The organism is Corynebacterium sp. 32222D000AT (assembly GCF_053546955.1).
Genome location: NZ_JBPPVW010000014.1, coordinates 44917 through 64429 on the forward strand (window position 1 = coordinate 44917; position 19513 = coordinate 64429).

Annotated in this window: 14 protein-coding genes, 4 tRNA genes and 1 CRISPR repeat array; of the genes, 5 read left to right on the top strand and 13 right to left on the bottom strand. The window is 65.3% G+C overall.

All coding sequences use genetic code 11. The features are described 5' to 3' along the window. Positions 1-28: 28 nt before the first annotated feature. The 4 genes from secE to ACEE23_RS08955 all read right to left on the bottom strand — a co-directional run bounded on the left by secE (position 29) and on the right by ACEE23_RS08955 (position 790). Positions 29-361 carry a preprotein translocase subunit SecE gene (gene secE, locus ACEE23_RS08940; protein WP_368520748.1) on the bottom strand — a complete coding sequence of 111 codons (333 nt, stop codon included), beginning with the start codon at positions 359-361 and terminating at the stop codon, positions 29-31. Between the two features lie 31 nt (positions 362-392). Continuing rightward, a tRNA-Trp gene (locus ACEE23_RS08945) sits at positions 393-468 on the bottom strand. 124 nt (positions 469-592) lie between these two features. Beyond that, positions 593-664 (bottom strand) — tRNA-Met (locus ACEE23_RS08950). Positions 665-717: 53 nt separating this feature from the next. After that, positions 718-790: transfer RNA gene (locus ACEE23_RS08955), tRNA-Thr, on the bottom strand. A gap of 508 nt (positions 791-1298) precedes the next feature. Here ACEE23_RS08955 and ACEE23_RS08960 point away from each other — a divergent pair. Further along, entirely contained in the window at positions 1299-3305 is a 2007-nt protein-coding gene (locus tag ACEE23_RS08960) for a M3 family metallopeptidase (protein WP_448871612.1), read from the top strand. 72 nt (positions 3306-3377) lie between these two features. On the opposite strand, the gene ACEE23_RS08965 is transcribed toward ACEE23_RS08960, so the two are convergent. Then, positions 3378-3462, bottom strand: a tRNA-Tyr gene (locus tag ACEE23_RS08965). A gap of 98 nt (positions 3463-3560) precedes the next feature. Next, a complete protein-coding gene (locus tag ACEE23_RS08970; RefSeq protein ID WP_448871586.1) occupies positions 3561-4577 on the bottom strand; it encodes a polyprenyl synthetase family protein in 1017 nt (338 codons plus the stop codon). A 115-nt stretch (positions 4578-4692) separates the two neighbouring features. On the opposite strand from ACEE23_RS08970, the gene ACEE23_RS08975 reads away from it, so the two are divergent. After that, on the top strand, positions 4693-5955 hold the full coding sequence (locus tag ACEE23_RS08975; RefSeq protein WP_448871588.1) for a geranylgeranyl reductase family protein: 1263 nt from the start codon (positions 4693-4695) through the stop codon (positions 5953-5955). Positions 5956-5960: 5 nt separating this feature from the next. Here ACEE23_RS08975 and ACEE23_RS08980 read toward each other — a convergent pair whose 3' ends face one another. From ACEE23_RS08980 to ACEE23_RS09010, 7 genes are all read right to left on the bottom strand, one after another. Continuing rightward, on the bottom strand, positions 5961-6653 hold the full coding sequence (locus ACEE23_RS08980; RefSeq protein ID WP_368520745.1) for a demethylmenaquinone methyltransferase: 693 nt from the start codon (positions 6651-6653) through the stop codon (positions 5961-5963). Positions 6654-6664: 11 nt separating this feature from the next. Then, positions 6665-7864, bottom strand: coding sequence for a glycosyltransferase family 4 protein (locus tag ACEE23_RS08985; protein ID WP_368520744.1), 1200 nt, complete (start codon positions 7862-7864; stop codon positions 6665-6667). 56 nt (positions 7865-7920) lie between these two features. Then, positions 7921-8364 carry a DUF3592 domain-containing protein gene (locus ACEE23_RS08990; protein ID WP_368534663.1) on the bottom strand — a complete coding sequence of 148 codons (444 nt, stop codon included), beginning with the start codon at positions 8362-8364 and terminating at the stop codon, positions 7921-7923. Positions 8365-8377: 13 nt separating this feature from the next. After that, positions 8378-10039: a 2-succinyl-5-enolpyruvyl-6-hydroxy-3-cyclohexene-1-carboxylic-acid synthase gene (menD, locus tag ACEE23_RS08995; RefSeq protein ID WP_448871591.1), complete on the bottom strand. Its 1662-nt coding sequence runs from the start codon at positions 10037-10039 to the stop codon at positions 8378-8380. A 21-nt stretch (positions 10040-10060) separates the two neighbouring features. Beyond that, a complete protein-coding gene (locus ACEE23_RS09000; RefSeq protein ID WP_368534665.1) occupies positions 10061-10708 on the bottom strand; it encodes a hypothetical protein in 648 nt (215 codons plus the stop codon). A gap of 63 nt (positions 10709-10771) precedes the next feature. After that, positions 10772-13186 (bottom strand): excinuclease ABC subunit A, encoded by a 2415-nt coding sequence (locus tag ACEE23_RS09005; protein WP_448871594.1) that lies wholly within the window; start codon positions 13184-13186, stop codon positions 10772-10774. Between the two features lie 57 nt (positions 13187-13243). Next, positions 13244-14269, bottom strand: coding sequence for an o-succinylbenzoate synthase (locus tag ACEE23_RS09010; protein WP_448871596.1), 1026 nt, complete (start codon positions 14267-14269; stop codon positions 13244-13246). 239 nt (positions 14270-14508) lie between these two features. Here ACEE23_RS09010 and cas9 point away from each other — a divergent pair, with 239 nt between their 5' ends. The 3 genes from cas9 to cas2 are packed head-to-tail and all read left to right on the top strand — an operon-like array spanning position 14509 to position 19065. Next, positions 14509-17832, top strand: a complete 3324-nt coding sequence (gene cas9 / locus ACEE23_RS09015; protein ID WP_448871598.1) for a type II CRISPR RNA-guided endonuclease Cas9 — start codon at positions 14509-14511, stop codon at positions 17830-17832. A gap of 2 nt (positions 17833-17834) precedes the next feature. Next, positions 17835-18755 (top strand): type II CRISPR-associated endonuclease Cas1, encoded by a 921-nt coding sequence (cas1, locus tag ACEE23_RS09020; protein ID WP_448871600.1) that lies wholly within the window; start codon positions 17835-17837, stop codon positions 18753-18755. Further along, the gene (cas2, locus tag ACEE23_RS09025; protein ID WP_368520736.1) at positions 18736-19065 is read left to right on the top strand and encodes a CRISPR-associated endonuclease Cas2; all 330 of its coding nucleotides are present in this window, start codon (positions 18736-18738) and stop codon (positions 19063-19065) included. The genes cas1 and cas2 overlap by 20 nt, the downstream gene beginning before the upstream one ends. Before the next feature lie 51 nt (positions 19066-19116). Next, positions 19117-19472: a CRISPR direct-repeat array (repeat unit 36 nt; unit sequence GAAGTCTATCAGGGCTTTTGAGAACTGAACCCCAGC). Positions 19473-19513 lie beyond the last annotated feature (41 nt).

Below are 19513 nucleotides of genomic sequence, written 5' to 3' on the forward strand. Positions count from 1 at the left end.
CTTTCTAGCTTGCTGTTTACCTAGTGTACTAAGGAGTCAGTACCCACTCAACTCCGAGGCCGGTCAGCGTGTCGACGCTCCAGACCAGAGCGGTCAGCACGATCAGGAAGCCGAAGGTCACCAGGGTGTACTGGACCATTTCCTTACCGGTCGGCCAGACGACCTTCTTGACCTCGGTAACAACCTCGGGAAGGAAGGAGGCCACGCCATTGCCCGGCTTTTCATCCTGCGGGCGCGCGGTAGCGACCTGGCCGCCGTGCTTCTTGGCGTAGTCAGCAGAGGAGGTCGTGGAGGCGCCGGAGCGCTGACGCTTGCCGGTGGGGCGCTGTGCGCCAGCATCTGGCCGCTGATTATCGCTCACGACGTCTAAACTCCTCGCTAGAAAATAAGTTTGGCAGGGGCGACAGGACTCGAACCTGCAACCTACGGTTTTGGAGACCGTTGCGCTACCAATTGCGCCACGCCCCTAAGCGTACTGCTTTTAAAACAGCACGGACTACCCTACCAGAGTAGCGGGTTAATAAATAAACCGCCCTCATTTTCGGTGGAGATCGGTAATAAAAAAGCGCCCGAGGGCGCTTTTTGTTCCCGGTAGCGATGGCGAGAATTGAACTCGCGACACAGCGATTATGAGTCGCTTGCTCTACCACTGAGCTACACCGCCAAGTGACCGCTTCCTTAAAGGGCACTGTTGGATAATACCCTAGAAACGAACAGAGCCCCCTGACAGAATCGAACTGTCGACCTTTTCCTTACCATGGAAACGCTCTGCCGACTGAGCTAAGGGGGCACAGCCTCGTTAAGACAAGCGGTAATTCTTACCGCCCCTCTCGCGTTGAAGCCTTGATAACAATAACCCGATTCCTAAAACTTTCACAAATCGGCAGCACAGACACCATTTTTACGGCTTCTAAAAACGCCTGTTTTCGCCTTGGTTGCGCCCCTCCTCCGGCCACTGCCGAGCGCGGGCGGGGACACGTCCCGGAAATCCCCGCGCTGCACTGCGTCCGTCCCGGCGTTACGGGTCGCCCCGAAGTCCGTGTAGCGCGGGTCACAGTTGTGCTAGCTTTGATGTATTTTAGCGCCCCTGCCCCAGCACCCGGCGTAGCGTGGTGGCCTTGCCGTTGCGGCTGCAGCGCTGGCTACGAAGGCCGGTGTTTGCCCAGGCCGGAAAGCTGCTTGCCGCGCCGCCGCCGTAGAAAGGAAAGATTGTGTCTCACCAACCCTCCCACCCCGCCGATTCTGATTCCGCGGCCCAGGCTCGCACCGCGGATCCCGCGGAGTTAGCCGCCAACCCGCTGCTTGAGCCCTCGAAGCTGGATTACCAGCTGCCGGATTTCGCCGCGATTTCTTTTGCACACGTGCGCCCGGCCTTCGACGAGGCGCTGCGCCGGCACGACGCGGAAGTGGCCGCTATCGCCGCGGCCGATCCCAGCTGGGAGAACACGGTCGAGGCGCTGGAGCGCTCTGGCCGCGACCTCGAGCGGGTGGTCAGCTACTTCGCGAACCTGCTGGGCACCGACTCCACGCCGGAGATGCAGGAGCTGGCCGGCGAGCTCTTCCCGGAGCTCTCGGCCCACTTCGACGCCGTCTACCAGAACGATGAGCTCTACACCCGGCTGAAGGCGGTCACCGCGCCCGAGGATCCCGAGTCCCAGCGCTTGCTGGACTACCTCCTGCGCTCTTTCGCCCGCCGCGGCGCGGACCTGGACGCCGCCGGAAAGGAGGAGCTAACCCGCCTGAACCAGCGCCTGTCCGCGCTGTCGGAGGAATTTGGCCGCCACCTGCTGGACGACACCAAGCGGCTGGCCGTGGGCTTCGACAGCGCCGAGCAGCTGCGCGGCCTGCCGGAAGAACGCGTGGCCGCGGCCCGGGACTACGCCGCCCAGGCGGGCCGCACCGGCTTCGTGCTGCCGCTGGAGCTGCCCACCCAGCAGGCCGAGCAGGCGCGCCTGGCAGACCCGGCCTCCCGGTTAAAGCTCTGGAAGGCCTCCCAGCAGCGCGGGGCGGAATCCAACGGCGCGGTGCTGACCGAGATGGTGCGGCTGCGCGCCCGGCGCGCGGAGCTTTTGGGCTATGCCACGCACGCGGACTACGTCATCGCGGAGGAGACCGCGGGTACTGCGGACGCGGCCCGGCAGCTGTTGGCGGACCTGGCGCCGGCGGCCGCGGCCAACGCCGCCGCCGAAGGCAAGCTGTTGAGCGAGGAAGCCGGCTTCCACGACGCGGACTTCGGCCCGGCGGACTGGCCCTACTGGCAGTCCCGGGTGCGCGAGCGCGACTACGCCCTCGACGAGGAGGAGCTGCGCAAGTACTTCCCGCTCGACCTGGTCTTAAGAGACGGGGTCTTCCAGGCCGCGCACATGCTCTACGGTGTGACGGTCCACCCGCGCCCGGACTTGGTCGGCTACGCCCCGGACGTGGACGTCTGGGAGGTCGTGGATGCCGACGGCACCGGCCTGGGTCTGCTGCTGACGGACTACTTCACCCGCCCTTCCAAGCGCGGCGGGGCCTGGATGAGCACGTTCGTGGAGCAGTCCCGCCTGCTTGGCACCCGCCCGGTGGTAGTCAACGTGATGAACCTGTCCAAGCCGCCGGCCGGCCAGCCGGTGCTGCTGAGCCAGGACGAGCTGCACACCGTCTTCCACGAGTTCGGCCACGCCCTCCACGGCCTGCTCTCCGACGTGCGCTACCCGACCTTCTCCGGCACGAACGTGCCGCGGGACTGGGTGGAGTTCCCCAGCCAGATCAATGAGAACTGGGCGCTGGATCCCCGCCTGGTGAAGGCGTATGCCTTCCACGTGGACACCGGCGAGCCCATCCCCGACAAGACGCTGGAGGCGCTGGGGCGCGCCCGCGAGTTCGGCCAGGGCTTCGCCACGGTGGAATACCTCGCCGCGGCCGTCATCGACCTGGCCTGGCACAGCCTGCCGGCCGCCGAGGCGGAGAAGCTGGTCGCCACGCCGGAGGCCATCGCCGACTTCGAGCAGGAGGCCCTGGCGAAGGTGGGCCTGGACGAGACCGGGATCGCCCCGCGCTACCGCTCGACGTATTTCAACCACATCTTCGCCGGCGGCTACTCCGCGGGCTACTACTCCTACCTGTGGGCCGAGGCCCTCGACGCCGACGGCTTCGAGCTCTTCCGCGACGCGGAGTCCCTGCGCCAGGCCGGGCAGGCCTTCCGCGAGCAGATCCTGTCCGCGGGCGCCTCCCGCGATTTCACCGACGCCTTCCGCCAGTGGCGCGGGCACGACAAGGACATCCGCCCGCTGCTTGTCCGCCGCGGCCTGGCCGGCTCCCGCTAGGAAAGAAGAACTCGTCCCGGATCCGCGGGCACAAGAAAACTCCCCTTCACGAAAGTGAAGGGGAGTTGTTGTTGGTGCCAGGTAGAAGATTCGAACTTCTGAAGGCAATGCCGGCGGATTTACAGTCCGCTCCCTTTGGCCGCTCGGGCAACCTGGCGTGCACCTTGGTGCGAGTAGTTACTCTACTACGAAACCCCCTGCCCGACACAAATCGGCAGGCAAGGGGGCTATCGCGACGAGTTTTGCGGGCAGGCCTTAGCCCACGCGCTTAACGGTGTAGCTGGCCAGCTGGCGCAGCGCCGTGGTGGCGGAGTTGTCCGGCAGGCGGTCCAGTTCGGTATCCACCTGGTCCAGGTAGTAGCGCACGTCGTCCAGGGCCTTCTGACGGCCGGCGGACTGGCGCAGCAGGTCGATGGCGCGCTCGACCGTGGCGTCGTCCTCCAGCGGGCCGGTGAGCAGCTCGCGTAGCTGCTCGCCCGCGGGGCTGTCTTCCTCCAGGGCGTAGAGCACCGGCAGGGTGAATACGCCCTCGCGCAGGTCGGTGCCCGGGGTCTTCCCGGATTCCTCCGGGTCGGAGAAGATGTCGATGATGTCGTCGACGATCTGGAAGATCATGCCGACGGCACTGCCGATGCGCTTGAGAGCCTGCGCGTGCTCTGGGGCGGCGCCGGCGTGGTAGGCACCCAGGTAGCCGGCGGAGGCGATGAGCACCGCGGTCTTTTCCTCGATAACGGCGCGGTAGTGCTCGATGGCGTTCGCCTCGCCCGCCCCGATGGTCTCGCGCATCTGGCCGGTGACCAGAGTCTGGAAGGTCTCCGCGAAGTGCTCGACGGTGTGGGTGTCCAGCTGGCTCATCAGGCGGGAGGCGTGCGCCAGCAGGGCGTCGCCGGCCAGGATGGCCACGGAGTTGTCCCAGCGGGAGTTGGCGGATTCCACGCCGCGGCGGCGCTCTGCCTCGTCCATGACGTCGTCGTGGTAGAGGGTGGCCACGTGCACCATCTCCACGGAGGTGGCGGCCTTGACCACCCGGGCGGAGCCGGGCTCGGGGCCGTATTCGCTGGCTAGCAAAGCCATGACTGGGCGGAAGCGCTTGCCGCCGGCTTCCGCGAGGTAGAGAGCCTTTTCGTGGACGAAATCCTCTCCCTGAGTAATCTCAGTGCGCAGCAATTCTTCGACGGCTGCCACGCCTGCCCCCACGCGCTGGTTCAGCTGGGGGTCTCCCAAGTCCACGGACTGCGAGGAGCCGTGAGACGATGTCGGGCCGTTGGTCATGGAGGCGATCCTTGGGGTCGATACTCTAATTTAACTCCCTCAACCGTAGTCCAATACTCGTTTTTAGACATACTCGAGGGGTCGGCGGGCAAGCGCGCATGCGACAATAGGGGGCATGTCGGCACAGACTCAGCACATCCCCGCATCTTCCCCACTGACTTGCGACGTGGCGGTCATCGGCGCCGGGCCGGCCGGTTCGGCCGCCGCCATCCACGCCGCCCGCGCCGGCTACGAGGTGCTGCTTGTCGATACCGCCTCCTTCCCGCGCGACAAGACCTGCGGCGACGGGCTCACCCCGCGGGCCATGCACCAGCTGGACCAGCTGGGCATCACGGTCAACCCGGGCTACCGCAACCTTGGGCTAAAGCTGCACGGCTACGGCGGGCACGTCACCGCCCCCTGGCCCAGCACGTACCCGTGCGCGGAGGGCTCCGCCCTGCCGCGCCACGACTTCGACAACCTGGTCTTCGAGGCCGCCGTCGCCGCGGGCGCCACTCCCCTGCTCGGCGCGCCGGCCACCAATCCGCAGCTGGCCGGCAACCGCGTGGAGTCTTTCCGGGTGGGCGAGCAGACGGTGCGCCCGCGCTGGGTCATCGTGGCCGACGGGGTGCGCTCCACCTTCGGCAAGCAGCTGGGCCGGACCTGGCACCGCGGGGAGGTCTACGGCATTGCCGCGCGCTCCTACTGCGACAGCCCCTTTGCGGACGAGCCCTGGATGCACTCCCACGTGGAGCTGAAGGACAACGACGGCACCGTCCAGCCCGGCTACGGCTGGATCTTCCCGCTGGGGACCGAATCCGGCCAGGTCAACCTGGGCTGCGGGGCGCTGTCCACGGACAAGCGTCCGGCCAAGATCAACACCAAGAAGCTGCTGGAGCACTACGCCGAGCAGCAGCGCGCCGACTGGCAGCTGGGCCCCACCCAGGCGGTGACCTCGGCCCTGCTGCCCATGGGCGGGGCGGTCTCCCACGTGGCGGGCGACAACTGGATGCTCATCGGGGACGCGGCCGCCTGCGTGAACCCGCTCAACGGCGAGGGCATCGACTACGGGCTGGAAACCGCCCGGAGCGCGGTGGAGATGCTGGGCCCGAAGGACTTCACCCTGGCCTGGCCGGACCGGCTGCGCGCGGATTACGGCGAGGCCTTCGTCCTGGCACGTACCGCCGCCCGCCTTTTGACCTACCCGCAGTTCCTGCCCGTGGTCGGCCCGGTGGGCCTGCGCGGGCCGGTGGGCCGGGCCCTCATGCCTGCGGCCGCGCGCCTGATGGGCAACCTGGTCACCGAGCAGGACCGCGATCTCATCGCCCGCGCCTGGCAGCTAGCCGGCCACACCGTTTCCAGCGCCCGGCGCGGCTCCCCGCTCTGGGACGCGGCTTAAAAGGTTTATTCCTCCGGCTTGGTGGCCGAGTGCAGCGCCACGATGCCGAGTGTGAGGTTCTGCCAGCCGGCGTTAGACCAGCCGTTGGCGTTGATGGCCTGGGCCAGCTCCTCCTGGTCCGGCCAAGCGCGGATGGATTCTGCCAGGTAGATATAGGCCTCCGGGTTGGAGGAGACCACGCGGGCGATGGGCGGCAGCAGGCGGGTCAGGTACTCCTTGTAGACCGTGCCGAAGACCGGCACCACGGGCTTGGAGAACTCCGCGACCGCCAGGCGCCCGCCGGGCTTGGTCACGCGCGCCATCTCCCGCAGTCCCAGCTCGAAGTCGTGGATGTTGCGCAGGCCGTAGGAGATGGTCACCGCGTCGAAGGTGTTGTCCGCGAACGGCAGCTGCATGCCGTCGCCGGCCACCTTGGGCACGTTGCGGTCGCGGCCGGCGGCCAGCATGCCACGGGAGAAATCGCACGCCACGCACCAGGCGCCGGACTTGGACAGCTCCACGGTGGACACCGCGGTGCCGGCGGCCAGGTCGAGGACCTTCTCGCCCGGCTGCAGGTTGAGGCGCTCGCGGGTGCGCTTGCGCCAACCGGCGTCCTGCCCGAAGGACAGGACCGTGTTGGTCAGATCGTATTTCTCCCCGACCGCGTCAAACATGTGCGCGACGTCGAAGGGTTGCTTGTCCAGATTTGCCTTAGCCACGGCTGTCTAGTCTAGGCCACTCGGGCGCCGAGGGCGCGCGCGGCCCAACGCGGCAGCTCCGGGCGCTGCCCCAGGATGGTCAGCGGCACCCGGCGGGTCTCCTCCAGCACCTCGGCGTAGTAGCCCATGAGCTGTTCGCACAGCCCCTCCCAGGTCTTGGTGCGGATGGACTCCCGGGCATTGGCGCACAACTCCGCGTGGATCTCCGGGTTGAGCAGGGCCTCGGCCGCGCGCGGCAGATCCTCGATGAAGGTGTCCACGTCCAGCAGCAGCCCGTTGTAGCCCTCGTCGATGAGGTCGACCGGGCCGCCCGCGCGCGGGCCGATGGTCGGCACGCCCGAGGCCTGGGCCTCCTGGATGGACTGGCAGAAGGTCTCGAACTCCCCGGCGTGGACGAACAGGTCGAGGCTCGCGTACGCGCGCGCCAGCTCCTCGCCCTTCAGGGCGCCGGTGAAGACCGCGGTGGGCAGCTGGGCCTCCAGCAGGGGACGCTCCGGGCCATCGCCCACGATGACCAGCTGGATATCGTCTCGGTCGTTGAGCGCGCTGAGCCGGTGCACGCCCTTCTCGGCGGCCAGGCGGCCCACGAAGCCGACGATGTTCTTCTTGCCGCTGGCATCCCAGCTGCGGCGCAGCTTCTCATCCCGCTTGGAGGGGTGGAACAGCTCCGCGTCCACGCCGCGGCCCCAGCGGCGGACGTTACGCACGTTGTGCTTTTCCAGGTCCTCGATGGTGGGCGTGGACGGCGCCAGGGTCATCTGGCAGGAGTTATGGATGATCCGCAGCCACTCCCACACGCCGTGCGCCAGGGCGGAGGCGTGGTATTTGGTGGCAAAGCCTGCCACGTCGGTCTGGTAGAGCGCCACGGCCGGGATGCGCAGCTGCCGGGCGGAGAAAGCCCCGGCCGCGCCCAGGACGAAGGGGCTGGCCAGGTGGATGATGTCCGGCTGGAACTCGCGCAGGCTGCCGAGCACCTCCGTGGTCGGCACGCCGACGGGCAAGGAGTCCACCAGCGGCACCCGCACGGTGGGCACGCGGCGAATGCGGAAACCCAAGTAGTCTGCGATCTCTTCCTGGCCGTCCCGCGCGCCCGGCGCGACCACCAGGGCCTCGTGCCCGTTGGCGTGCAGGTGCTCGAGCACGCGCAGGACCGAGTTGGTCACGCCGTTGACGTTCGGGAGGAAAGATTCCGCAACAATGGCTACTCGCATACGCTCATCCTTGTTCATCAAACTCAACCGCTGGTGGCCCGGGCGCGAACTTGAGGTTAATTTTTATTAACACCCCGGGTTGCCCGGTTTAACAACCACCACAATACGGCAGCCGCCGCCGTGGACACGGCCCACACGGACAGCGCCGGAATGACCGCCAGGGTCCACTCGCGGCCCTCCACCTTGACCAGTTCCGGGTCGGCGGTGGAATAAGACACCCACACGCGCTGCCCCTCGCCCAGCCCGGAGGGGTAGAGCAGCCCGGTCTCCGGGGAGTGGTAGAGCCCGGACTCGTCCTGGAAGTCGACGGTGGTGCGCAGCCAGTCGATGTCCGTGACGGTCGCCAGGGCCCGCCCCGGGTTCTGGTTGATCTCCCGGTCGTTGAGCCAGGGGCCTATCACCAGCGCGATCGAGGCGACGATCATCACGGCGTAGGCGCCTAAGATGAGCTGGCGGCCGCGCCGGCGCAGGATGGCGGGACGGTGGCGTCTCTGCTGCATGGGGTGGATCTACCTATTCGCCCGCGTGGGAACGGATGGCCGCGTTCAGGCCGCGGCGGGTTTCCCGGGTCGTGCGGGCCTCGACCACGGTCACGCCGGCGGAGTATTCCTTCAGCTCCGCTAGCACGTCGAGGAGCTCCTGCGGGGTCTCGGCGCGGCGGTAGTCGGCGCCGTAACCGTGGACCAGGGACTCGATGTCCGACTCGTGCGGGGTGCCGAAGGCCTGCTCGAAGGAGCCGCGCAGGCCCTCCTGGCCGACCTCGAGGGTCTCGAAGATGCCGCCGCCGTCGTCGTTGGCCACCACGATGGTCAGGTTTTCCGGGCGCGGGTTATCAGGCCCGATAAGCAGCGAGGAGGCGTCGTGGAGGAAGGTGACGTCTCCCAGAAGCGCCACGGTGCGCGGGGCCCGCGGCAGGTCCGCGTGCAGGGACTGGCCGGCCAGCGCGATGCCGACGGCCTGGGCCACGGTGCCGTCGATGCCGGCGACGCCGCGCTGGGAGTAGGTCTCCACCCCGTCGAAGGGCAGCCCCACCAGGGAGGCGTCCCGCACCGGGTTGGAAGCGCCCACCACGAAGTAGTCGCCCACCGCCAGGGTGTCGGCGACGGCGGCGGCCGCATGCAGGCCGGTGAATCCGTAGTCCTCGTTCTCCAGCGCGGAGCGCACCGCCTCGGCGCCGACCTCGGCCGCGCCCTGGCAGATGCGGTACCACTCGCGGCTGACCTCGCCGGTGACCTTCACCCGGGTGCCGCGGCGGGCGTGCTCCCCGCGCGGGTTGGTGAAGTCCGCGGTGCGCGAGAGGGTGACCAGCTCGATGTCCGGATCATTGATTAGCGCCAGCACCGCGCGGTGCAGGGTCGGGTGGCCGACCACGATGACCTGATCGACCTTGGTGTTGACCACGTAGTCGTTCGCGCTGACCTGGGCGCGGCGGAAGATGTGCGCCGCCGCCGGGTGCACCGGGTGGTACGGCGCCGGGGCGCTGGGCTCGGCGATGGTGGGCACGTCTTCCAGGCCCTCCACGGCCCAGGCCTCGTCGCCGGCGATGACCAGGGTGTTGCGGCTCAAGTCGATCTCCACCTCGCCGTGGTCGACCCAGCCCGCGCTCGATGCCCGCGGCGCGCTCGCCGGGGCAGCGCCCGGCTCCGGCAGCTGCTCTCCCACCAGCGGGTTGTCCAGCGCGACGTTGATGTGGACCTGCTGGTCGCGGGCGAAGCGCTCGCCGATGTTGGCGGCGTCTTCGACCGTGGTGACCTGGGTGGTCTCGGCGTAGCGGCCGAAAATCCCCTGCTGCTCGATGGTCTGGGAGGCACCCGTGCCGACTAGGCGCGCGGGGCGATCGGCCGAAATCACGGCCAGGGGCAGGTGCGCGTAGGAGGCTTCGATCATCGCCGGCAGCGTGTGCGCCACCGCGGTGCCAGAGGTCATCACGACCCCGACCGCGCGGCGCTGGACGCGCGCCATGCCCAGCGCCAGGAAGGCGGCGGCGCGCTCGTCCAGGCGGGTGTGGACGCGGATGCCCGGCTGGGCAATCAGCGCCAGCGACAGCGGCGCGTTGCGGGAGCCCGGGCAGATGACCACGTCGGTGAGGTGATTAGCTAGTTCGCTTGCGACTGCCCGCGCCACCTCGGTGGCGTCGGTCGCGCGGGCGGGGGAATTGTCTTGCGTGCCAGTCATAGTGGCTAAGTCTAGCTGCCTCTACTGGTTTTCCAGTGCTCCGCCTTCGCCGAAGAGATCCTGCAGCCAGCCCTCGACATCCATGTCTTCGGTGTTCTCCGGCAACAGGTCATCCGGCACCTCCGACGGGATCAGATCCCGGCCGCGGTCCCGGAGGCTCTCGCCCTCGCCGGAGCTATCCGTGGTGGTCTCGGTTTCGGTGACGGTGGTCGGCTGCTGCGTGGTGTGGGTGACCGTCTCGGTCACCGGCTTCGGCGCGGGCTTGTCCGCCTCGCTGGCGGCGTTGCGCCACAGGAAGAACAGCGCGCCGGCGGCCACCAGCGCTAGAACGGCCAGCGCACCCAGGACCCCGGCCAGGCCCGAGCCGGACTTCTTCTCTCGCGGCGGCTCGTAGTCGCTGACCGGCTGCTGGTAATTGCCCTGGTAGTTATCTTGGTAGCCACCCTCGTAGTTGTCCTGGTGGTAGCCGGGCTGCCCCGCGTAGGTTTCTTGGCCCGGCTGCTGGTAGCCGGCCTGGTACTGCTGCGTCTGGGGCTGGTTCGGGTCGTATTCGCCCGGGAAGTACTGACGCGGGCGCTCCTGGCCGCCCTGCGGCTGCTGGTTGCCGCTGTTAGGGACGCGGCCGATATAGCGCGTCTCGTCGTCGGAATTATCGTAACGATTAGGCATAACTCCCATTAGTACCGGATCGGGGCGCGCCGAGTACAGCCCCGCCCCGGCGCACCCGCCCCACTAGACCGCCGCGCGCAGAGCCTTGCCCGTGGGAGTATCCAGGCGCGCCAACTCCGCCGGAGCCGCGTCCGCCACGATCTGTCCGCCCTGGCTGCCCGCGCCCGGGCCCATCTCCACGACGCGGTCGGCCTGGGCGATAAAGGACAGGTCGTGCTCCACCACCACGACGCTGTTGCCGGCGTCCACGAGGCGGTTGAGCTCGGCGCCCAGCAGCGCGGCCTCCTGCGGGTGCAGGCCCGTGGTGGGCTCGTCCAACAGGTACATGGTGTGGCCGCGGCGCGAGTTGCGGGAGCGCTGCAGCTCGGTGGCCAGCTTGATGCGCTGGGCCTCGCCGCCGGACAGCTCCGGCGCGCCCTGGCCCAGCTGCAGGTAGCCCAGCCCGACGGCCTGGAGGGTCTCGATGGCACGCGCCACCTTGGCCTCGGCCTTATCATCAGCGTCGAAGACCTCGCTGGCCTGGTCCACGGTCAGGGCCAGGATGTCGGCGATGGTGTACCCGCGCCAGGTCGCCTCCAGGGTCTTAGCGTTGTAGCGGGCCCCGCCGCAGTCCGGGCAGGTGGTGTAGGCGCCGGGGAGGAAGACCAGCTCAACTTCGATCTTGCCCGCGCCCTGGCAGGTCGGGCACTGGCCTTGCTTGGTGTTGTAGGAAAAGCGGCTGACCGTCCACTTGCGTCCGCGGGCGTAGTCGGTGCCGGCAAACAGCTTGCGGACCGCGTCGAAGAGGCCGGTGTAGGTGGCTAGGGTGGAGCGCGGCGTGCGGCCGATGGGCTTCTGGGTAATCTGCACCACGCGCTTGAGCTGGTCGAGCCCGCCAACGGAGTCGATGGACCACCCGCCGGCTTCTTCGGTGTCCGTCACCGCGGTCAGTTCCTCGCGCAGCTTGCCGGCCAGAACGGTGCTGACCAGTGTGGACTTGCCCGAGCCAGACACCCCGGCGACCACGGTGAACTGGCCCAACCCGAGGTTTACGGTGAGATCGTCCATGTTGCGGGCCTGGACGCCGCGCAGCTCCAGCAGGCCGGTGGCCTCGCGCGGGGTGTTCTTCGGCTCGCGCTTCCGGTGGCGCAGCGCCCGCGCGGTCGGCGAGTCGGCCTGGTCCATGAATTCGTCCACGGGGCCGGAGAAGACAATCTCCCCGCCGCCGCTGCCGGCCTGCGGCCCGACGTCGACAATCCAGTCGGCCTGGGCCACCAGGTTCATGTCGTGCTCGACCAGCAGGACGCTGTTTCCCTCGGCGAGGAAGCGCTGGCACATCTGCGCCACCGCGGCGCGCTCCTGCGGGTGCAGGCCCGCCGAGGGCTCGTCGAGCACGTAGGCCACGCCGAAGAGCCCGGCGCGCAGCTGCCCGGCCAGGCGCAGGCGCTGCAGCTCGCCGGCCGACAGTGTGGCAGTGGGCCTATCCAGGCTGAGGTGGCCCAGCCCCAGCTCCACCGCGGAGGCCAGCGTCGGCACCAGCTGCTTGAGCAGCAGGTCCTCGGCCGAGTTTTCTTCGGGGCTACGCTCGCTCAGCTCGGCGTGCAGCTGGTCGAGCGGCAACGCGTTGGTGGCATCGATGGGCCGGCCCGCGTAGGTGACCTCGAGCGCCCGCGGGTTTAGCCGGCGGCCGTGGCAGGTGGGGCAGCTGCGCGATTCCATGAAGGACAGAGTGCGCCGGCGCAGGGTGTCCGACTCGGTCTCGGCCAGGGTCTTGTTCAGGTATCCGGCCACAGAGCGCCACGTGCCCTGGTAGTTGCGCTGGATCTGGTCGGCCCCGCGGTGCGGCTTGACGGTGACGACAGGCCGCTCGTCGGTAAAGAGGATCCACTGCCGGTCCTGTTCCGGCAGGTCCTGCCACGGGCTGTCCAGATCGAAGCCCAGTTCCTCCAGAATGTCGTGGAAATTCTTGCCGGCCCACGCCCCCGGCCAAGCAGCGATGGCGCCGTCCTCGATGCTCAAGCTGGGGTCCGGGACCATGGAGGCCTCCGTCGGGACGTGTTCCACGCCCTGGCCCTGGCAGGTCGGGCACATGCCCTCCGGGGTGTTCGGGGAAAAGGAATCCGAGTAGAGCCCCTCCGGGTTGTTGCCGGCGCGGGAGTACAACAGGCGCAGCGTATTCGCCATCGCGGAGACCGTCCCGACGGTGGAGCGCGCCCCACCGCCGGAGGTCGATTGCTGCAGCGCCACCGTGGGCGGCAGGCCCGTGATGGACTCGACCTGCGGGTCCACGGCCGAGCCGATCAGCCGCCGGGCGAACGGGGCCACGGACTCCAAGTACCGCCGCTGGCCCTCGCCGTGAATGGTGCCAAACGCCAGCGACGACTTACCCGAGCCGGAGACCCCCGTGACCGCAACCAACCTGCCGCGTGGCAAGTCCACGTTGACGTGGCGCAGGTTGTGCAGGTGGGCGTCTCGGACCGAAATCATTCCTTCCGTCATGCCATCCAGCCTACGTCCAGAAAGCTAACAGCAGCGCGGCCCACCGCACGTCCCCTATTAGTCTTCCTGGGCAGGCACGAACTCCCAGGCCTGGCGCAGGCGCTCGAACCACCAGTCGCGGCGGTCCGCCGGGGCGGCCAGTGCGGCCAGGCGGTCCAGCTCCGGGACGGCGGCGTCTACCTTGAGATGCCCGTCGACGATCTCCCGGGGCGCGGCGACGTCCTCGAGGAACAACGAACCGGTCGCCAGCCCCGCTGCGGCCGGGGCGACGTCAATGTCCTCGTCATCAGCAATCTTGGGCAGCGCCGCCACGGCAGCCAGCCCCATGCTGATACCGACGGAGGTATCCAGCGCGGAGGCCACCGTGATGTCCATGTGCCTAGCGCGCAGCTCGCTGGCGATGCTCAACACCCGGCGCACGCCACCCAGCGGCGCCGGCTTCACGACGGCCACGTCCGCGGCCTTCAGCTCGGCCACCCGGAACGGGTCTTCGACCTTGCGGATGGACTCATCCGCGGCCACGCGCACGAAAATACCGCGGCGCATGAGCTGGTTGCGCACCTCGGCTAGCTCCTCCGCGGTCTGGCAGGGCTGCTCCATGTAATCCAGCGGCATGAGGCGCTGCGCGGCCTCCACCGCCTGGTCCACGGTCCAGCCGCAGTTGGCATCCACGCGCAGCACCGGCGTGGCACCCGTGGCCGCCACGTGCTCACGCACGGCCGCCACGCGCGCGATGTCATCACCCAGGGTCTGTCCCTTTTCCGCCACCTTAATCTTGAGGGTGGTGCAGCCCGGGTAGCGCTGCATGACCTCCGGGACCTGCTCCGCCGGCACCGCCGGGATCGTGCCGTTGACCTCAACCGTGTCCCGCAACGGCACCGGGAAGCCCTGGTAGGCGGCCTCCAAGCCGGCCTGCAGCCAGTGCGCGGATTCTTCCGGCCCGTATTCCAGGAAGGGAGCGAACTCACCCCAGCCCTTCGGCCCGTCAATGAGCAGCGCCTCCCGGCTGGTCACCCCACGGAACTTCACCGCCATGGGCAGCTGGACCACGTGAGCGCGGTCTAAAACATCATCAAGATTCATGTCCCCAGCCTACTGGGCAGGTACCAAGAGCCGGGTGGGTAGGTACCGGCGCTGCGCCAAGGGGAGAAAATGTGGTGAATATATCAAGAAATTGTGTTGCCAAATACGCTGTCTAGACATAAAGTCTTTAGTGAGAATTGAACCTCAGTAAGGACCGACTCGTTATCGGTACCGATTGCTCCAGCCGATGCCTTCGGGCATCGGCTTTTCTACTACCCGAAAGGCCTTGTCCCCCTACCATGACGACTCCCCAGAAATACCGCGTAGGCATCGATGTCGGCTCCTACTCGGTCGGTTGCGCCGCCATTGCTATCGACGACGCCGGATTCCCCACGGAAATCCTCAGTGCTGTGTCATTCATCCATGACTCGGGTCTGGATCCCGATTCTCAGAAAACCGCGATCACTCGTCTCGCCGTCTCCGGTGTCGCTCGACGCACGCGCCGCCTGTACCGCCGACGACGCCACCGCATGATTAAGCTCGAGAAATTCCTCGAAAAGCAGAGCTGGACCACCCTCCCCTTCGAGAGCTACTCCGACCCCTACCTGCCATGGAAAGCACGCGTCGAACTAGCCAACGGCTTCATCGCCGACGAAGCCGAGCGGGGCGAGAAGCTGTCCATCGCGATGCGACACATTGCCAATCACCGCGGCTGGCGTAATCCGTATGTCAAGACCGTCTCCCTCTACTCCCCCGGCGAGCCTAGCGACGCCTTTGAAGCTATCCGCGAAGAGCTCGAGGCAAAGACCGGCAAGAAGATCCCCGCGGACGCCACCGTTGCCCAGCTGATCTCTTTTGCACAGCTCGGCGTAGATCGCATCCGTGGCGGCGGGAAGAAGAAAGACCAAGCCAAGGAAAAAGCCGGCCGTGGTGACGAGGTGAAAACCGCGGTGATTTCTGCACGCCTTCAACAGGTCGATCACGCGCGCGAAATTAACGAGATCTGTAAGACCCAGAAGATTGACGACACCCTTCGAAAAGAGCTCATCAATCACGTTTTCGCGGCCGAGTCCCCGAAGGGCGCGCAGGTCGGCCGTGTGGGCAAGGACCCGCTACAGCCCAAACTGGATCGTGCGCTCAAAGCTTCGGATGCCTTCCAGCGCTACCGTATCGCCGCGCTCATCGGAAACCTGCGCATCCGCAATGGCTCGTCCAAGGACGAGCTCACTAAGGAGCAAAAGCTGCTGGTCTTTGACCACCTAGTCAACTTGGATCCGAAGAAGACTCCTTCTTGGTTGGACGTCGCAGAGATCCTGCAAATCGACCGCGGCGAATTACTCGGCACGGCGACGATGACCAACGACGGCGAACGCGCAGGAGCAAAGCCTCCGGTGCACGACACCAACCGCACCATCTTGTCCAGCAAGGTCAAGGCTTTGGCGAACTGGTGGAAGGGCGCAAACGACGCCGAGCGGGCGGCCATGCTGAAGTCTTTGTCCAATGCTGAGGTGGACGATTGGGACTCCGCCGAAGGCGCCCTGGTCCAGGCTTTCTTCGCTGAGCTCGAGGAAACTGAGCACGAAAAGCTTGATCAACTGCACCTGCCCATGGGCCGCGCTGCCTACAGCGAGGACACCTTGGTTCGCCTTACCCGACGCATGCTCGAGGACAATCTCGACCTCCACCGCGCCCAGCGCGAAGAGTTCGGTATCCCCGAGGATTGGGCACCACCTGCACCACCGATCGGAGAACCGGTAGGAAACCCCGCTGTGGACCGCGTCCTCAAGACGGTCGCGCGTTGGCTCAATGCCGCGACCAACGAGTGGGGTGCGCCCGAGTCTGTCGTTATTGAGCACGTCCGCGATGGCTTCGTCAGCCGTGCCAAGTCGATCGAAATTGACCGTGACATTAACCGACGGACGAAGCGCAACTATGAGTTGCTCTCGAAGATGCAGGAAAACCTCGGGATGGAGGGCAAACCGCGAAAGTCCGACCTGTGGCGGTACCAGTCTGTTCAACGCCAGAACTGCAAGTGCGCCTACTGCGGCGACACGATTACCTACACCAACTGCGAGATGGACCATATCGTCCCGCGCGCTGGTGAGGGCTCGACGAACACTCGTGACAATCTCGTGGCGGTCTGCCACCGCTGCAACCTGTCGAAGAAGAATGTTCCCTTCGCAGTATGGGCCGAATCTTCTTCCATCCCCGGCGTCAGCGTGAAGGAAGCACTCGAACGCACCCGCCACTGGGTCGAAGACTCCGGTCTGACGAAGCGTGACTTCAACAAGTTCCGCGACAGCGTGTGCCAGCGATTCAAGCGCACGGCAGTCGATGAGCCTATCGACAACCGCTCCATAGAATCCGTCGCTTGGATGGCAAACGAACTCCGGGCCCGCGTGGCCCAGACCTACACTGCTAGCGACACCGCGGTGAGTGTATACCGCGGCCAGATCACGGCTGAAGCTCGTGGCGCCTCCGGTATCTCTCGGAAGCTTCGGTTTATCGATGGGACCGGCAAATCCCGTTTGGACCGCCGTCACCATGCCGTGGACGCTGCAGTGGTCTCCTTCGTGCAAAACTATGTGGCTGAAACTCTCGTGCTGCGCAGCAACAAGCGTGAAGCAGTAAAGCTCACAGGCGAAGCCGAACAGTGGAAGGAATTCACCGGCATTGATGACGCGCACCGCGCAGCCTGGCGCCAATGGTTGCCCCGCATGCAGAAGCTAGCCGCCCTACTGCAGCAGGCGCTGGATGAAGATCGCGTTGTCGTCACCTCGAATTTGCGACTGCGATTGGGCAACAGCCGCGCTCACGAAGACACGATCGGCAAGCTGAAGAAGATCCCGCTCGGGTCTGAAATCAGCATCACCGACATCGACCGCGCCTCGACGGAAGCGCTCTGGTGTGCTCTTACCCGCGAACCAGACTTCGATCCCAAGGAAGGACTGCCCGCTAACCCTGACCGCCGAATCCGAGTCAACGGGACGTGGTTCAGCGCTAAAGACAACGACACGGTTGAGGTCTTCCCCGTCGGGGCGGGCGCTATCAAGGTACGCGGCGGTTACGCTGAGCTCAGCCGTTTCCACCACGCGCGCATCTACCGCGTCCCGAGCGGAAAGAAGCACGCTTACTGCATGCTGCGCGTCTACAACACGGATTTGGTCCGACACCGCAACGAGGATCTCTTCAGCGTCGAGCTCAAACCGCAGACCATGTCTGTACGCCAGTCCGAACCCAAGCTACGTAAGGCCCTAGCCGAAGGAACCGCCGAATACCTGGGCTGGATTGTGGTCGACGACGAGCTAGTCATCGACACGTCCAAATTCAACACCGGGCAGGTCGCCGGTATGCAGAACGAGCTCGGTCAAGTCCGACGATGGAGGTTGGACGGGTTCTTTTCTAATTCAAAGCTGAGGCTTCGGCCGTTGCAATTGAGCGCCGAGGGCCTCGACAATGCTGCCTCAGATGACCTGAAGAAAATTATCGACCGCCCTGGTTGGCTACCGGCAGTAAACAAAGTTTTCCATGATGGCAGCGTAGTCGTTGTTCGCCGTGATTCCTTGGGTAGGCCCCGGTTAACTAGTTCTGCGCATCTCCCTGTCACTTGGAAGGCTGACTGATCATGAAATCGGGATGGCGAGTCATCGACTGTATCGGCCTCGAAGGCTCTCTTGGATACAGACGCGGGCAGATAATTGTCCGGCAACCTGAAAAAGAGTCGGAGGTCGCCATCCCGCTCGCACAAGTAGCTGTAGTGCTCATCGGTTCGAAAACGAGCGTGTCAGGAGCTGTCGTCATGAAGCTCAGCGAATACGACATCTCGTTAATTGTGTGCGATTGGCGACAGGTTCCAGTAGCTGGCGCTATTCCGTGGCATGACCACACGCGGGTGGGTATTCGCCAGCGCTGCCAGGCAGAGCTTTCGCTTCCAAGGAAGAAGCAAGCATGGGCACGAGTCATTTCAGCAAAGATCTACGGCCAAAGCCGGACTGCGGAGGCAATCACGGGGTATCCTTCTGCAAAACTCAATGAACTTGCCGGCAAAGTCCGTTCCGGAGATCCCGATAACCACGAGGCACGGGCTGCACGAATTTACTGGTCCTTGATTTCCGATGGACAGGGCTTTTCTCGAATTCCGGGAGCAGGTGAAGCAGGATGGAATAGCGCACTCGATTATGCCTACACTCTTCTGCGAGGGTACGGCATACGAGCTATTACAAGCGCAGGTCTGGCGGGGACACTCGGCCTCTTCCATCGCGGCCGCAGCAACGCCTTCGCCCTAGTCGATGATCTCATGGAGCCTTTCCGACCGATGGTTGACCAGATAGTCTTCAGCACAGTGACTCCTGCGGAGGACTTAACTCCAAGGATCAAACAAACGCTTTCGATTCGTATGACAGGAAGCTTCAACGGAGACGGGAAGTCTCTTCCCACTGTTTTCAACGAATTCGCCCAGCACTATGGGCTTTACGTCGAAGGTGAAGTCAAGTCTCTCAAGGTACCTCAGTGGAAGGGGCTACTAGATGCCGGCGAAGGGCAGTGAACCAGTGTGGTGCGTCGTAATGTTTGATCTCCCAGTCAAGACAAAAAAGGAAACTCGAGACGCCAACAAATTCCGTAATCACCTCTTGGACCTCGGCTTCTGCCGAGCTCAACTGAGCGTCTATGTCCAGTATTTCCCTTTGGCTTCTCGAGTGGCAGCGACGGTAAAACAGATAAAAACGGAGCTACCTTCGGGGGGAGATATCCGAATACTTTCGGTCACTGATGCCCAATGGTCTAAAGTCATCCGATTCTCGAAAGAAAAAGAGGTCCCTGCGGACACTACTCCTAGCCAGCTCGTCATATTTTAGTCCACGATCACCAAAATAGACCCAGGTAAATGGGCTTTTCCAAGCCCACCTGAAGTCTATCAGGGCTTTTGAGAACTGAACCCCAGCCGAGTCCGGTGTCTGCCCAGATGGCGGCGAAGTCTATCAGGGCTTTTGAGAACTGAACCCCAGCTGGCCATTGAGGTTGCGTCGTTTGTTTTGAAGTCTATCAGGGCTTTTGAGAACTGAACCCCAGCCGGAAAGGAAACCACCATGAAAAAGACCGAAGTCTATCAGGGCTTTTGAGAACTGAACCCCAGCGTAGCTGTGGCCACAGATGAGAGCCACAGAAGTCTATCAGGGCTTTTGAGAACTGAACCCCAGCTACCAATTAACCGTGCCCGCGGTGTGACGAAGTCTATCAGGGCTTTTGAGAACTGAACCCCAGCTACCAATTAACCGTGCCCGCGGTGTGACGAAGTCTATCAGG

What these genes read in the sequence shown, in the direction of transcription:
- ACEE23_RS08970 (WP_448871586.1), bottom strand. Translation starts at nt 4,577, where the DNA reads ATGACCAACGGCCCGACATCGTCTCACGGCTCCTCGCAGTCCGTGGAC.
- ACEE23_RS08975 (WP_448871588.1), top strand. Translation starts at nt 4,693, where the DNA reads ATGTCGGCACAGACTCAGCACATCCCCGCATCTTCCCCACTGACTTGC.
- ACEE23_RS08985 (WP_368520744.1), bottom strand. Translation starts at nt 7,864, where the DNA reads ATGCGAGTAGCCATTGTTGCGGAATCTTTCCTCCCGAACGTCAACGGC.
- ACEE23_RS08990 (WP_368534663.1), bottom strand. Translation starts at nt 8,364, where the DNA reads ATGCAGCAGAGACGCCACCGTCCCGCCATCCTGCGCCGGCGCGGCCGC.
- menD (WP_448871591.1), bottom strand. Translation starts at nt 10,039, where the DNA reads ATGACTGGCACGCAAGACAATTCCCCCGCCCGCGCGACCGACGCCACC.
- ACEE23_RS09000 (WP_368534665.1), bottom strand. Translation starts at nt 10,708, where the DNA reads ATGCCTAATCGTTACGATAATTCCGACGACGAGACGCGCTATATCGGC.
- ACEE23_RS09005 (WP_448871594.1), bottom strand. Translation starts at nt 13,186, where the DNA reads ATGACGGAAGGAATGATTTCGGTCCGAGACGCCCACCTGCACAACCTG.
- ACEE23_RS09010 (WP_448871596.1), bottom strand. Translation starts at nt 14,269, where the DNA reads ATGAATCTTGATGATGTTTTAGACCGCGCTCACGTGGTCCAGCTGCCC.
- cas9 (WP_448871598.1), top strand. Translation starts at nt 14,509, where the DNA reads ATGACGACTCCCCAGAAATACCGCGTAGGCATCGATGTCGGCTCCTAC.
- cas1 (WP_448871600.1), top strand. Translation starts at nt 17,835, where the DNA reads ATGAAATCGGGATGGCGAGTCATCGACTGTATCGGCCTCGAAGGCTCT.
- cas2 (WP_368520736.1), top strand. Translation starts at nt 18,736, where the DNA reads ATGCCGGCGAAGGGCAGTGAACCAGTGTGGTGCGTCGTAATGTTTGAT.